The sequence below is a fragment of the Sorangium sp. So ce381 genome, assembly GCF_051473845.1.
GTDB classification, from domain to species: Bacteria; Myxococcota_A; Polyangia; order Polyangiales; family Polyangiaceae; genus Sorangium; species Sorangium atrum.
On record NZ_CP150336.1, the window covers coordinates 10083976 to 10098313 of the forward strand.

11 protein-coding genes and 1 pseudogene are annotated in these 14338 nt (G+C 69.3%); 3 read left to right on the forward strand and 9 right to left on the reverse strand.

Annotated features, from left to right (window positions below):
* Nucleotides 1-102 precede the first annotated feature (102 nt).
* Nucleotides 103-999 carry a hypothetical protein gene (locus WMF29_RS37885; RefSeq protein WP_437324970.1) on the reverse strand — a complete coding sequence of 299 codons (897 nt, stop codon included), beginning with the start codon at nt 997-999 and terminating at the stop codon, nt 103-105.
* Nucleotides 992-1978 carry a type IV toxin-antitoxin system AbiEi family antitoxin gene (locus WMF29_RS37890; RefSeq protein WP_437324971.1) on the reverse strand — a complete coding sequence of 329 codons (987 nt, stop codon included), beginning with the start codon at nt 1976-1978 and terminating at the stop codon, nt 992-994. Before WMF29_RS37890 ends, WMF29_RS37885 begins: the two co-directional genes overlap by 8 nt.
* A 536-nt stretch (nt 1979-2514) precedes the next feature.
* Here WMF29_RS37890 and WMF29_RS37895 point away from each other — a divergent pair.
* Nucleotides 2515-2676 (forward strand): annotated as a pseudogene (locus tag WMF29_RS37895) (MBL fold metallo-hydrolase); the annotation flags it as partial.
* Nucleotides 2677-2773: 97 nt separating this feature from the next.
* Here the strand turns inward: WMF29_RS37895 and WMF29_RS37900 are convergent.
* Entirely contained in the window at nt 2774-4249 is a 1476-nt protein-coding gene (locus tag WMF29_RS37900; RefSeq protein WP_437324972.1) for an ATP-binding protein, read from the reverse strand.
* Between the two features lie 327 nt (nt 4250-4576).
* Nucleotides 4577-8377, reverse strand: coding sequence for a M23 family metallopeptidase (locus WMF29_RS37905; protein ID WP_437324973.1), 3801 nt, complete (start codon nt 8375-8377; stop codon nt 4577-4579).
* Nucleotides 8378-8869: 492 nt separating this feature from the next.
* Here WMF29_RS37905 and WMF29_RS37910 point away from each other — a divergent pair, with 492 nt between their 5' ends.
* Nucleotides 8870-9712, forward strand: a complete 843-nt coding sequence (locus tag WMF29_RS37910) for a PfkB family carbohydrate kinase (protein ID WP_437324974.1) — start codon at nt 8870-8872, stop codon at nt 9710-9712.
* A 113-nt stretch (nt 9713-9825) separates the two neighbouring features.
* Here WMF29_RS37910 and WMF29_RS37915 read toward each other — a convergent pair whose 3' ends face one another.
* The 3 genes from WMF29_RS37915 to WMF29_RS37925 form a co-directional block, all read right to left on the reverse strand.
* A complete protein-coding gene (locus WMF29_RS37915) occupies nt 9826-10065 on the reverse strand; it encodes an MbtH family protein (RefSeq protein ID WP_437324975.1) in 240 nt (79 codons plus the stop codon).
* A 516-nt stretch (nt 10066-10581) separates the two neighbouring features.
* Nucleotides 10582-10734, reverse strand: a complete 153-nt coding sequence (locus tag WMF29_RS37920) for a hypothetical protein (protein ID WP_437324976.1) — start codon at nt 10732-10734, stop codon at nt 10582-10584.
* Between the two features lie 56 nt (nt 10735-10790).
* Nucleotides 10791-11705, reverse strand: a complete 915-nt coding sequence (locus tag WMF29_RS37925; protein WP_437324977.1) for a hypothetical protein — start codon at nt 11703-11705, stop codon at nt 10791-10793.
* 237 nt (nt 11706-11942) lie between these two features.
* Here WMF29_RS37925 and WMF29_RS37930 point away from each other — a divergent pair, with 237 nt between their 5' ends.
* Nucleotides 11943-12260, forward strand: a complete 318-nt coding sequence (locus tag WMF29_RS37930; protein ID WP_437324978.1) for a putative quinol monooxygenase — start codon at nt 11943-11945, stop codon at nt 12258-12260.
* On the opposite strand, the gene WMF29_RS37935 is transcribed toward WMF29_RS37930, so the two are convergent.
* Nucleotides 12241-13143: a LysR family transcriptional regulator gene (locus tag WMF29_RS37935; protein ID WP_437324979.1), complete on the reverse strand. Its 903-nt coding sequence runs from the start codon at nt 13141-13143 to the stop codon at nt 12241-12243. The genes WMF29_RS37930 and WMF29_RS37935 overlap by 20 nt on opposite strands.
* Before the next feature lie 140 nt (nt 13144-13283).
* Nucleotides 13284-14072 carry a hypothetical protein gene (locus WMF29_RS37940; protein ID WP_437324980.1) on the reverse strand — a complete coding sequence of 263 codons (789 nt, stop codon included), beginning with the start codon at nt 14070-14072 and terminating at the stop codon, nt 13284-13286.
* Between the last annotated feature and the right edge of the window lie 266 nt (nt 14073-14338).

The window sequence follows — 14338 nt, forward strand, 5'->3', positions numbered from 1 at the left end:
GAAGACCCGTCAACCGCTGGGCAACCGGGCAGCCTTCTACGCGACGAGACCGTTCCAGTGGACGCATTATCGATGAGTCGAACGAGGTGGTTGACACTCACGTTAGGCGCGCGAGACGCCCTTTTCGAGGTCGAGCGCGTCGTCCGTCATCACTTTGCTGACCTTGTTGAGAAGCTGCAACACGAAACCGACGACGTCGGCCTGCAGGTCCTCGTCCTTCCCGCCAGTGATGAAGGCCGCGACGCGCATCGGACCGACCGCATCGGGGCTCGAAAAGTCACGTTCCAGGATGGTGAGAGCTCGCTGTGCGTCAGCGTCGTCCTCCAGCAGTCGGCGAAGTTGCTTTGCCACGTCATCGACGCCCGCGCCGTAATTCCGCACTACGTAGTAGAGGTCATACGCGTCCTTGTTCTCGCCGCGACTGTCGAAGGCGAGTGCTTTCAGCACGACGTACGCGCCTGCGCCGCATACCCACACATCGCGCTTCGCCTTCTCGCCGAAGAGGGTCGTCCCCTCGAGCGTCACCTTCAGGCGATCATGGAACGCGCACCGGAGACCGGGTGCGATGATCGCCGCAAAGTCCGACTCAATGTCGCGAAGCTTGCCGCCCTTGTCGCCATCACGCGACGGTTCGATGAGAAAGTCCACCGTCACGGTGCCGGAGTTCGTGATTGCCCAGCGCTGGCGCGTGGGCTTGCCGGCGTCGTTCTTGTCCGTCTTGAAGCCAGCGTCCCGCAGGCGCCCGGTGAGCGTCCGGTAGCGGCCCTCGTCAAGCAGCGCGAGCGTTAGACCTACGTCGAGGTCGAGGGTGCCGACGTGCGGCTCGACGTCCTCGGCAAGCGCCCCTTGGTCGATGATGAGCGAGGGCACTAGACCGCCCACGATGACGAGGTCGTCCATCATGTCGCCGAGCCTCGTGGCGACATAGAGGCACGTGGCGCGCACGAGTTCGACCTGCTCGCTCTTGTACTCCGACGCGCGCTTGGGCTTGTCAGTCATTGCGTCTCCAAGTGAGCAGTTCGGCGCGTAGACGCTCGGCGGCTTCCGACGCACGTTCCGGGTGGGCCTTCAGATCGAGGTACGCCTGCACCGCATCGACGCAACGCACGCCATCACGAGACTTAGCGCCTTGAAACACACCAATGTCGTTCGGCACCACGAGCCAGAAATTCGCGCCGCGCGCCTCTTCGCGGAAGCCAAGCTTCTCCTTCAACTCTTTCGACGGGTGAGCTGCGAGGAAGAAGGTCGCGATGCGGAACGCGGCGAAATGCGTGAGCTGCCACGCGGCCGCGAGGCCAGTCGCAGCGTGCTCGATCGATGCTGCGGAGAGAGTATCGCTCGCAAAGCGAGTGAGCGCATCGCCCGAGCGTGCGGCAACATGGCCCTGAATGAGCGTGTGCTTGTCGAAGCGGTATTCTTCGCGCCAGGCGTCGAGAAGCAGCTGAGGGTCCTTCACGCGAAGCGAGCCGGTCGGCTCGCGGATCACATAGCTCTCATGCTCGAGGCGCGAGACGATGCGACTGACGAAGCCCTCGGACATGTCCGTCGCGCGAGCAATCTGCCGTTGCGTGAGGGCGCGGCCCTCGTGCATGAGAAGCCAGCGAACAACGCGCGCGCTCTTGGGGGCGAAGAGACTCGCTGGACGTCCCGGTCCGCGGAACCGGTTGGGACGTCCGTCGACAATGATGCGGATGCCTGGCGCGACGATGTGGGCGTTGCCACTCAGGTCGAACCAGGAGATGCGTGCCCCCTCGCAGGTGCGGCGGCCGGCCTCGGTCATGAAGGGCACCACGAGCAGCGGGATGGCCTTCCTGCGCAGGCGCTGGGTGATGGAAGCGACCCGTTCGCCGTGGGCTGCAAGTGACCCCGGCGAGGCCGAGCCTAGGACGTCCAGGACGAACGTATGCCCAGCCGCGAGTACAACCCGATCGGCCTCGGGCGCCAAGCCGGCGAGGACCTGGATGTCGTCCTCAGGCATGTCGAGCAGACCGGCGAGCACAGCCGACGTCTCCTCGAGTAGCTGCTCTTGGGAAGGGCGCGACCCCACACTTCACTAAATAGCCCAGCTTCACCTAAAGGTAAAGCCCAATAATTTAGTTAAGCATCCGCAACGACTGGCGCACGAACTTTACTAAATTTGCGTGCTTTACTTTTACAATAAAGCTTGGGTATTTAGTGAAGTCTGGTTGCCGCTTGGCGGCAGGTCAACATCAGCGCACGCTGGGCAGCGCATAACTTGCACGAGCATGTCAATAATCTGGAATGTCAACAGATTTTAGACTGGCCGGAGGAGAATCAGATGCGTGGATCGCGCTGAGAGGCGCGTTCCGGCTCTGGGATGTGAGCGACTGAGGCCACGCCACACCGGCAGCGTGGCACCAGGCTCGGGCGTGTCGCTGGACGTGCCCGTGAGCAACGACGCCGCGCGCCTCGCCGGCGGCGTCGTCCACCGACTGCGTGGTTGAGGCGCCGTTCCCGCGCTACGTCGCGCACCGGCTGGGGAGGGAGTGGCAGGTGGTCGCGGAGTTCGAGGCGGCCAGCGAGGCCGGCGCGACGCTCGAGGCGCTCTTGCCGGTCGTTTACGCGGACACGGCGCCGCTCGTCTGGCCGCTCGCGCGGCTGAGCCTCGAGGCTCACCCGATCAAGCTGGAGCGCGAGGGGCGGGTGGTGCGCCGCAAGGACCGATGGCGGCGCGCGGCGGGACGCCTGATCGCACGGCCGGGCGGAGCGGGGTCACTTCCAGCAGCGAGCGCCTCGAGCGCCGCGTCTCCCCTCAGGAAGCACGCGGCAGCTCGACCCGGAACACCGAGCCAGCGCCCTGCTCGCTCTCGACGAGGAGGCGGCCGCCGTGCGCCTCGACGATGCGCTTCGCCACGGCGAGCCCGAGGCCCGTCCCCGGGATCGCGCCCGCCGATGCCTTGAGGCGCCGGAACGGCTCGAAGAGGTGCGCCAGATCCGCCGCATCGATCCCAACCCCGCGATCGCGAACCGCGATCTCGGCGCGGCCCGTGCCGCCGTGGACCGTCACGTCGACCTGGCCTCCGGCGGGAGAGTACTTGAGCGCGTTCGACAGGAGGTTGTTGAGCACCTGCTGGACCCGCGTCGCATCGCAGCGGACGAGCACCGGCGCCTCGGGGAGCGAGAGCTCGATCGGATGCTCCGGCGAGACCGGGCGGTAGAGCTCGACCGCCTCCTGCACGAGCTCGCGCAGATCGCGATCCTCGACCCGGAGCTCGAGCTTGCACGCCTCGATCTGTGACGCGTCGAGGAGGTCCCCGACCATGCGCTCGAGGCGATCGACCTGCCGTCCGACGAGCGCCATGGTCCGCTGCACGCGCGGCTCCGACGGGGGGCCTCCGTCGTTGAGGAAGCCGACCGACAGCCGGAGCGCCGAGAGCGGGTTCCTGAGGTCGTGCGCCACGCCGCCGAGGAACGCGAACTGCGCCTCGCGCTGGCGCTCCAGCGACTCCGCCGTGCTGTTGAAGGCCCGCGCGATGTCCCCGAGCTCGCGCGGCCCGACGAGCGGCGCGCGCGCTGCGCGGTCCCCCGCGCCGTAGCGGCCGATCGCCCCCTGGATCGCGACGATGGGGCCGTAGACGAGCCGCCGCGCGCTGATGAGGACCAAGGACGCGCCGGCCATGAAGAAGATGACGGCCGCGACGCCGGCGGCGGTCGCGCGCCCGCCCAGACGCTCGATGAGCGCCTTGGACGCACGGGCCTGATGGAGGTTGATCTCGACGAGGCGATCGAGGGCCTTGAACGCCTCGTCGAAGGCGAGCGAATCGATGGCCGGCGCCCGCGCGTCCGACGAGGGGGGTGGGCCGCCGGCATCGGCGGCTCGACGCCCGACGAGGTATTCATCGACGCGCTGCTCCGCGTCGATGAGCACGTCGCTCTCTTCCTGGCTGCTCACGTAATGGTGAGCCTCCGCAAGGCCCTTCCGTAGCTCGCTCTCCCACTCGTGGAAGGTGGAGCTCGGCCCGCCGCTGGCGGCCCCGGCGTCGCGGTTGATCTGATGTGCATCGAGGAGGAGGTCGATCTGCAGGCTGTGCACCAGGCGGACGCTCTCGATCGCGTCGCCGAGGATCCCGGTGGCCTGCTGCATGGTCGTCGCGGCGACCATGAGCGCGGCGACCACGGCGATCGCCGCGCCCGTGAGGAGAAATGTCGCGATCCCGAGGAGCGTGCTCAGGCTTACCTGCCCTGAGGAGCCGAGCTCTGACGGGCGCCGCGCCGCTGCTGATTCCATGGTCTCGATTGGTCCGATTTTGCGCCTGAGGCAACTCGGACGCACCGTCGCCCCCCGAGCGGCGGCCCTCCGCGCTCGCCAGCGGGCGCCGCGCGCCTGCGCCGAGGCGAGCGACGCCCGAGGCTGTCCGGCGTGCGTCGCTGACGGGAAGCCGCCTGGCACGCGTCAGGAGCCGTCGCGACGCCCTGCGCTCGAAAGCGAGCGGTCCGCCCGGCGCAAGCTCGATCGAGGTGCCGGGGCCACGGCCCCAGGGCCCCCAGGGCGGCGGCGCCGGTGAGCTCGGCTCAACGGCGCACGCCGATGATGGGCGGCGTCACGGCGCGGGCGTCACGGGCACGCCTGGGCGGCCGTGTTCCGGCGGAGCCCGCAGGCGAAGGTGCCGCCGCCGCAGCTGAATACGCTGCAGTACTCGTGCACCTCCCTGCGCCCGTTGGGGTAGGTTTTTACCTCGCAGTCCGCAGGGCTGTAGTCGCACACCTCCTGGCAGCGGATCGGGCCGGTCGTCCCGTCGTTCGCGTCCGTGCACGGCCGCTCATCGAGCTGGGTAGTCGACGTGAACCCCACGTCCGCTTGATCATCGAAGTGCCCCGTGCAGAAGTGCGCGTCGGTGACGGTGCCCTCGAGATAGCCCCGGATGTCCGGCGAGAAGAACGGCACCGGGTTCGGCGCCTTGTTGTCGGCGACGCGGCGGACCTCGAAGTGCAGGTGATCGTTGTTCGGCCAGTCCGACGACTCGCCGATCTCCTGCCCCGGGACGACGAGATCGCCCTCCGCGACGAGGGTCGACGCGGCGTGCCCGTAGATGACGTAGACCGAGCCATAGCGGATCGTCAGATCGATCTGGGCGGGCGCGCCCCGGGCGGTGGGGTACCTGCCCACGCAGGCGTCTGGCCCGGCGCACATGACCTTTCCATAGCCGACCGAGTACAAGGGGCTGCGCGCCGGGACGGAGAAGTCGAGCCCGCTGTGGTTGCCGGACGTGTGCGTGTAATAGACGGTCTGGAGCACGACCGAGGTGCACGTATGGCCGAAGTACTGCCCCATGGGCGGCGCATCCCCGTTCGGCATCGTGGTGGGGTGATTGCAGAACGTGGGCACCTTCATGTCGCTGAGCTCGTCGCCGGGCCCCACCTCGCCACAGCCGGTGGTCGGGTCCCCCCCGCCGCCGGCGCCCGAGACCGACGCGTTCGTGATGGTCGCGCCCTCATCGAACAGGCTGGTGTCCAGCTCGAGCGGGTAGGTGGGCGTCGCGCTGCTCGTGTGGAACACGGCCCCGTTCTTCAGGTAGCGGACCTGGCCGCTCTGCACGTCGACGCGGAAGACGTCGCCCGCCTGGTAGGTCCCGAAGTAGCCCTGTCCGTAGCCGTTCTCCACGACCTCCAGTCCCCCGTCGCCGCGCAGGTAGATCGCGTAATCGATGTCTCCGTACCCCTGATCGGCGTCGCCGTGGCCAAGGCCCGCCATCTTGTACCGGTTCGTCTCGTTCGTGGAGAACTCCACGTAGCCGTCGTCCGACGCGATCTGCTGGACCGACGAGGCCCCGGCATGCCAGCCCCAGCCGGCGGCGCGCGTCAGCGAGCCCCCGCTCGCCGGCGCATAGCGGACGTTCTTCCAGAACCCCGGCGGCATGCAGCTCGTGTCCCCGGCGCAGCTCACGACCTGGGCACCGGTAACGGTCGCGCCCTCGTGGTTCAGGCTGGTATCGAGCCTGAGCGGATAGGTGGGCGCCGTCAGGCTCGTATGGAACGCCAACCCGTTCTTGCGGTACCGCACCTGGCCATTGACCACCTCGACACGGAAGACGTCGCCGGCCTGGTAGGTCCCGAAGTACCCCTGTCCAACGCCCTGCTCGTAGATCTCCAGGCCTCCATCGGCGCGCAGGTAGATCGCATAATCGATGTCCCCGAAGCCCTGATCGACGTCGCCGTGGCTCAGACCCGCCATCTTCTGGAGGCTCGCCTCGTTCGTGGAGAACTCCACGTAGCCGTCGCCCGCCTCGATCTGCTCGGCCGACGAGGCCCCGGCGTGCCAGCCCCAGCCGGCGCTTCGCGTCAGCACGCCTCCGTTGGCGGTGGCATAGCGGACGTTCTGCCATAGCCCCGGGGGCATGCAGCTCGTGTCCCCGGCCGCGCAGCTCACGACCTGGGCGCCGGCGACGGTCGCGCCCTCGTGGTTCAGGCTGGTGTCGAGCCCGAGCGGGTAGGTAGGCGCCGTGGTGCTCGTGTGGAACACCATCCCGTTCTTGCGGTAGCGCACCTGGCCATTGAACACCTCGACGCGGAAGACGTCCCCGACCTCGTAGGGCCCGAAGTATCCCTGTCCAACGCCCTGCTCGTAGACCTCCAGGCCCCCGTCGTCGCGCAGGTAGATCGCGTAATCGATGTCTCCGAAGCCCTGGTCCGTGTCGCCGTGGCCGAGGCCCGCCATCTTCTGGAGGTCCGCCTCGTTCGTGGAGAACTCCACGTAGCCGTCGCCCGCCTCGATCTGCTCGGCCGACGAGGCCCCGGCGTGCCAGCCCCAGCCGGCGTCGCGGGTCAGCAGGCTTCCGTTCGCCGTGGCGTAGCGGACGTTCTTCCACTCCTGCGGCGGCATGCAGGCCTCGTCCCCGGCCGCGCAGCTCATGATCTGGGCCCCGGTGACGGTCGCGCCCTCGTGGTTCAGGCTGGTGTCGAGCCCGAGCGGGTAGGTGGGCGCCGTGTTGCTCGAATGGAACACCATCCCGTTCTGCCGGTAACGCACATGACCGTTGAACACCTCGACGCGGAAGACATCGCCCGGCTGGTACATCCCGAAGTACCCCTGTCCAACCCCCTGCTCGACGATCTCCAGGCCTCCATCGGCGCGCAGGTAGATCGCGTAATCGATGTCTCCGAAGCCCTGGTCCGTGTCGCCGTGGCCGAGGCCCGCCATCTTCTGGAGGTTCGCCTCGTTCGTGGAGAACTCCACGAACCCGTCGCCCGCCTCGATCTGCTCGGCCGACGAGGCGCCGGCGTGCCAGCCCCAGCCGGCGGTGCGCGTCAGCACGCCTCCGTTGGCGGTGACGTAGCGGACGTTCCTCCACAGCCCCGGCGGCATGCAGCTCGTGTCCCCGGCCGCGCAGCTCGCGACCTGGGCGCTCGTGATGGTCGCGCCCTCGTGGTTCAGGCTGGTGTCGAGCCCGAGCGGGTAGGTGGGCGCCGTGGCGCTCGTGTAGAACACGAGCCCGTTCTTGCGGTAACGCACCTGGCCGCTGAACGCCTCCACGCGGAAGACGTCGCCGGCCTGGTACGTTCCGAAGTAGCCTTTCCCAACCCCCTGCTCGACGATCTCCAGGCCTCCATCGGCGCGCAGAAAGACCGCATAGTCGATGTCACCGAAGCCCTGATCGGCGTCGCCGTTGCCGAGGCCCGCCATCTTCTCGAGGCTCGCCTCGTTCGTGGAGAACTCCACGAACCCATCGCCGGCCTCGATCTGCTGGACCGACGAGGCCCCGGCGTGCCAGCCCCAGCCGGGGCTGCGCGTCAGCAAGGTCCCGTTCGCCGGGGCGTAGCGGACGTTCTTCCAGAACCCCGGCGGCATGCAGCTCTCGTCCCCGGACGCGCAGCTCGTGACCTGGGCGCTGGTGACGGTCGCGCCCTCGTCGTGCAGGCTGGCGTCGAGCGCGAGCGGGTAGGTGGGCCCCGTGTGGCTCGTATAGAATACGACCCCGTTCTTGCGATAACGCACCTGGCCATCGAACACCTCGACGCGGAAGACGTCGCCGGCCTGGTAGGTCCCGAAGTAGCCCTTCCCGTACCCCTGCTCGAGGATCTCCACGCCCCCGTCGGCGCGAAGGAGCACCCCGTAATCGATGTCCCAGAACGACGGGCTCTCATCGCCGTGGCTCAGCCCGGCGATCTTGGTCCGGTTCGCCTCGTTCGTGGAGAACTCGACGAACCCGTCGCCCGCCTCGATCTGCTGGACCGACGAGGCGCCGGCGCTCCAGCCCCAGCCCGGACCGCGGGTGAGGGCGCCGCCCGACACCTGGACCTCGACGGCGTTGTTCCAGAAGGCGGTGGCGCCCTCTGTGGCCCGCGCGTCTCCCGCGCTCGCGATGGTGCTCCCGAGGGCGAGCGCCGCGAGGAGCGCGCCTTTGCAAAGCCTCCTCATGATGCGCCCGTCCTCCCGCGGCCCGCGACGAGCGCGGCGGCGGGGCGTGGCGCTGGGTACCGGATGGATCTGTCGAATGCGTGAGTAAGCACGGTGTTGCTCTCCTCTGGACATGGATCGTTGATGAGAAGCCGGGCATACGAAGCCCTTCGGCCAGCGCTCCGCCGCGGGTCGCGCGTCGCGTGTCGCGCGGCCGTCGCGCGTGCGCCTCCGTTCACCAGCGCGCGACGGCGGCTGGCACCGGCGCGCAGGAGCGCGCTGCGACGCGGATCAGGTGTGGCTCTCCGGCCACCCCCGTTCCTACGCCGCGGCCGTCCGTCTTCTGACAGACACCGATCCTCTTTTCCCGCACGCGCCGCCGGCCATGCCCGGCGAGGGGCGCCGCCCGGCATGGCGGGCGGCGCGGGGGGCTGGGGAGGCGGGCGTGCTCCGGCCGGGCGACGGCCAGGACGCGCCCGCGCGGCGCGGCACCGCCGTGCTATGTCGAGCGGCATGGCAGCGCCGCGCATCGCCGTCGTGGGGCACGTCGAGCACGTGACGCTCGGCCGCACCGAGGGCGTCCCTCAGCCGGGCGACATCGTTCACCTGCTCGACGCGCGCTTCCTGCCCGGCGGGGGCGGCGGCCTCGCCTTCGCGCAGCTCTGCCAGAGCGACGCCGAGATCCACCTCTTCACCGCGCTCGGGCGCGACGCGGCGGCGCGCGCCGTCGAGGAGCGCATCCGTGTCGCGCCGGGGCGCGTGCACGTCCACGCGGCCGTGCGCGCCGTGGACCACCCGCGCGTGGTCGTCGTCGTGGACGCCGAGGGCCGTCGCACCATCATCGTCACGGGGGCCCCGCTCCAGCCCGCCGCGACCGATCCGCTCCCGTGGTCGATCCTCGCCGGCTGCGACGCCGTCTACTTCACCGGCGCCGACCCCGAGAGCCTGCGCCTCGCGCGCGCCGCGCGCCGCCTCGTGGTGACGGCCCGCCGGGGCGCGGCGCTCCGGGCGGCGGCGATCGCGCCCGACGTGGTCATCGGCAGCGCCTCCGATCCGCGCGAGAACGCCCCGCTCGACGCGTACGACCCCTGCCCCGGCGCGCTGGTGCTCACCGACGGGCCGCGCCCCGTCCGCGTCCTCCGCCCGGGGGGCGCCGCGCTGGTCGACGCGCCGCCCGCGCCCGCCCGCGTCCTCGGCGAGTACGGCGCCGGCGACAGCTTCGCCGGGGCGCTCACCTTCTATCTCGCCCACGGCCTCCCGGTCGAGGAAGCCTGTCGCCGCGCCGGACCGCACGGCGCCGCCGTGCTGGGCGGGATCGATCCGCTCGAGACGCAGATCCGCCTCATCGCGCCGTGACGCAGATCCACGCCCGCGTGGAGGGATCCCGGCGCCTCGGTCGACATGAGCGGAGGGACGCCCTCGCGCCCGCTCCACCTCGTCGTCGCCGCCATCCTCGCCTCATGGCGGCGTCAGGAGAGCCACTCCGCGCGCGCTCGAGCGACCTCCGCCGGGGCGCATCCCTCCGCAGGGGCGCGCAGGCGCTCCCATGCCTGCTCGATATAAGCGAGGCACTCCATGATGGATCCCTGCTTGCCGGCCTCCCGCGACCCTCGGGGGATCGCGCGCTCGACAGGGCAGACGGTGTACTGCTTCTCGTGATCGACGACGACGCGATAGGTGGCTACGTCCTGCCGCTCTTCCTGGTTCATCTTCCCCTCCACGGGTCGGCCCGACTGCGCTGCGGGGTCGCACCATAACCTCGGCCCCCGCGCCGTCGAGCCGGAATCTCCGAGCGCGGATCGCAGGATCAGGCCGTCTCCGCCCGAGACGGCATCACGCCGGGATCGATGCCCGTGTCACGACATCGCGCCAGCGAGCCGATGCCCCATTGTTCGACGCCTCACGCCGCGGGAACGGGCCAGGAGCCTCAGCCCGTGTCTTGTCGTGCGCGCAGCCACCGGTGGTTCACATCGACGTTCGGTCACGCGCTGCTTGCTGGCGAGGCGGTCGACGCTAGCGTGGCACACCTGCGGAGGTACGAAGGAAGCGACGGAGAGGACCGAGCCATCATTATGGCGGTAGGCGCCGATGGCTTCGTCTCACGGAGCGACGTATCCGCTTACGAGGTCACCGGCGTTGACGAGGACGGTAGGTGCGGCATCGGCGCACGTCGAGCGCGCCTTGTCTCCGCCGGCTGCAGGGCATCGCGGCGTGATACGGACGGTTCAGGTCCAGCTCAGAGTGGCAATCGAGCGTCGACCTTCGTCGAACAGCCCCTCGAGCGTCGCGGTGATCTCATCAAGAACAAACTGGCCGCGGTCGAACGGGCTCGCCTTCCTCGGGTCCACGGCGAGCAACTGGCAGGTGCCCGCCTCCACGGCGGCGCGCAGGAGAGAGGGCCTCCTCGCCTGTCTTTGCGGTCCGCGCGTTCCAGTCAGGAGAGCACGTCGGTCGCAGTCTTCGCCCCGAGCACGTTATCGATCCAGCGGTCGAGGGTCGCGATGTCCGTGCATGCGTGAATGCGCGCGCTCTCGTTCGCGGCCACCGCGATCCCTGCGCGCGCAAGCAGCCGCAGCAGCGTGTCCCGCTTGCCCTTGAGCTCGCCCTCACGTAGGCCCGCGAGCTTGCCCTCACGTAGGCCCTTGAGCTCGCTGCGATCCATGAGCTCCCGCACGAACGGAAACCTCGCATCGTCTTCGATCTGCCGTTCCATGACCAACGCCTCCAGAGCCCGCCGCATGGGCTCACGCAACCCGCTCCAGATGACCTGAAAGTAGACCATGGCGTGCTCCTGGTCGAGCCGACCAAGCGCAACGAGCGCAGCCCGGAGCACGGCGAACCCGTTCGGCCCATTGCCGTGCGCCACCGCCGAGAGCACGGCCAGCTCCGCGTCCTTCTCCGCCTCGGCTGGGTCGGTGATCTCGGGGACGACGGCCGGACCGAGCACCAACGGCTCGACGTGGCCGAGGCCCAGGCCGAGGTCGATGCTCTCCGCCGCCCAGGCGGCCACGCAGGCGTCCGGTGCGATCACGAGCACCACCGTGCCGCAGCGCTTCTTGGCGCGAACGACCGTTACGTACGTCGGCCACGAGAACTTCTTGTCCGGATCCATGTCGCGCTGGACCTCGATGACGATCGCCAGCACGAGCGCGCCGCTCGCGTCTCGAAGCTCGAGCACCAGATCCGCGCGGAACTCGACCGGGATGAGCTGATCGAGCGACGACTCGACCACCCCGACCGAGGCGTGTGACGGCACCTCGAGGTGGAAGAGCGTCGCGAGCCAGAGGGGCGCGAGCTCGGGGTGCTCGCGGAACATCTCGACGAGGGCATTGTGCTCGAGCGTCGGCATGACGCTCGGCCTCGAGCACACCCCATGCCGACGCGAAACGACGGGAGAATCCGAGGAGCGCTCCAGCGCAAGGGTGGCGGCGCCATGGCGAAGAACGGCGGCCACCCCTCCTGTGAAGCGCCCATCCACGGCGCTGATGGATCCATCCAGAACAACGAATGGTCGGCCGGACGCGCGTCGTTACAACTCTACTCACCGAAGCGCGGCGCGCCGTGCGCCGCCGAAGAGGAGGATCCCATGACCGCTGCTTCCCCGACCGCCGTGACCCTCTCCCTCCTGGCCCGCATCGAGGCCAAGCCCGGCAAGGAGGCCGAGGTCGAGGCCCTCCTCCGCTCCGCCGTCGGCCTCGCCGTCGAGGAGCCGCGGACGGTTCACTGGTTCGCGCTCCGCATCGGGCCGTCGACGTTCGGCATCTTCGATACATTCGCGGACGAGGTGGGGCGCAAGGAGCACCTCGCGGGCCGCATCGCGGCCGCGCTCATGGCGAAGGCGCCGGAGCTGCTCGCCACGCCGCCCGTCATCGAGCACGTGGACATCATCGCCGCGAAGGGATGACCGGCCGCGCCCGGGCAGCGCGCGAGAGCAGCGCGTCCCAGAAGAGCTGCAAGCCCGGCGCCGGCGTGCGATCGCCCGAGCGCACGAGCGCGACGGTGCGCCGGAGGGCCGGATCGACGAGCGGGCGCTGCGACGCGCCCGTCACGAGCACCGAGTGCTCGGGCATGAAGGCAAAACCCAGCCCCGCGTGCACCAGGCTCTGGACCCAGTCCTCCCGATCGGTGCGGTACGCCGCGTACAGGTCCACGCGCCGCGCGGCGCACACGCCCGTCACCTGCTCGCGCATCTCGCAGGCGAGCCGATCGAGGTAGGGCTCGCCGTCCAGATCCTCGAGCCGCAGGCCCTCGCGCGCGGCCAGGCGATGGCCGGGCGGGAGGACCACGACGTAGCGCTCCTCGTACAGGGGCGCCACCACGCACCAGTCCGGAACGGCGTCACCGAGGTTCGAGACGATGACGTCGACCTCGGCCTCCTCCAGCCGCCGCAGGAGCTCGCCCTGCACGGCCACCGCGATCTCCAGCTCCACCCCCGGCGCCTCCGCGCGGAACGCCGCCAGCGAGCCGGCGAGCCGCGCCGGCCCGATGGTACAGAGGATGCCCACCCGGAGCGGCACCTGCTTGAGGCGCCGGTGGTTGTCCGCGATCACCTGGACGGCCTGCATCTCGTCCCGCAGCCGCTGGAGCCGCGGCAGCACGCGCTGCCCCAGCGCCGTGAGCTTGGCGCCGCCGCGCTCGCGCAGGACGAGCGGCCCGCCCAGCTCCTCCTCGAGCTTCTTGATGGCGGCCGTGAGCGCGGGCTGCGAGACCGCGCACCGCTCGGCCGCGCGCGTGAAACTGCGGGTCTCGGTCACCGCAAGGAAATACCGGACCTGATGCATCTCCATGGCCGCGCATCTTCGCCCGACGACGCCGCCCGCGCCAAGGAGGCCGAGGAGGCCAAGGAGGGAGGAGCGCTCGCTCGGCTCCGATCAGGGCTGCTGCGGGAGAAGATGACCGGCGGCCCCTCTCCTCGGGATGGCGAGAGTCACCGCAGCGCGGTGGTGATGATGTAGCGCGTCTTGCCCAGCTCGGGATCATCGCAGCTTTTGTAATACTCCCCGGAACGGTCGAGCTTGCCGCAGGACTCCTTGCAGCTCCCGACGATCTCGATCATCCCGCAGCCCTCGATCTCCCCGTCCGCATTGACGTGCCCGGCGGCGCAGTCGCGCTTCGCCGAGCGCGAGACATCGACGTTCGCGGTGTTGTAGCAGGCGCGCAGGTACGGCGTCTTCGTGAAGAGGTTCCCCCAGAAGGCCCCTTCGACATGAGGGTACTCGTCGAGCTCATCGTCCTCGACCTCGTGGCAGAGCGGGGTCTGTCGGGAGCGCATCGAGACAAGGACCGAGACGCCATAACGGTTCGTGTGGGCGGCGAGGCACGCGGAGACCATCTGCTTGCCCTCCTTATCGAGCGGGCGCCGGTCCCACCGGGGCGCGAGGCCGAGGTGTCCGGGATAAACCTCCTTGTGGGTCGCGCCCGCGCGGTCGGTCCAGGAGAAACGGAACGACTGGGACTCTTTGAGGGCGCAGCTGACCGTGTACTTCACGAGCGTCCGGAAGAGGTCGCCCCTCTCGCTGGGGTCTTTCAGCGCAGAGGCCGCCTCCGGGGCCAACGCGTTCGCGCTGAGCGCGTTGGCGCTCAACGCATTGGCGCTCAGCGCATTGGCCGTCAGCGCATTGGCGCTCAGCGCATTGCCGCTCGCGAGCGCGTCAGCGCTCGTGTCGAGCTCCTCTATTTCTTCAGCATGCGCTTCGAGCTCCAGCTCGGGCGCCATGCAGCCAGTAGCCACGAAAAGGATACCTGCGCATCCAAGTACAGCCTTGATTTTCACGTGATGAGACCTCGGTAGCGAGCCAAGGGGAGCACCCACGCTCCCCGATCGCAGCACGCCCTCCGGTGCGTCGTTCAGCACAACGACAGCCGGGAACTCTCCACGTCTAAGCTAGAGTACGGTGATTCACCGCGGCTGTCAGCTCTTAAATTGACGCCCGCTGCAGATTCGCCCGTAGCAAAACGGCGCGTAGTTACGCCAGATTACGC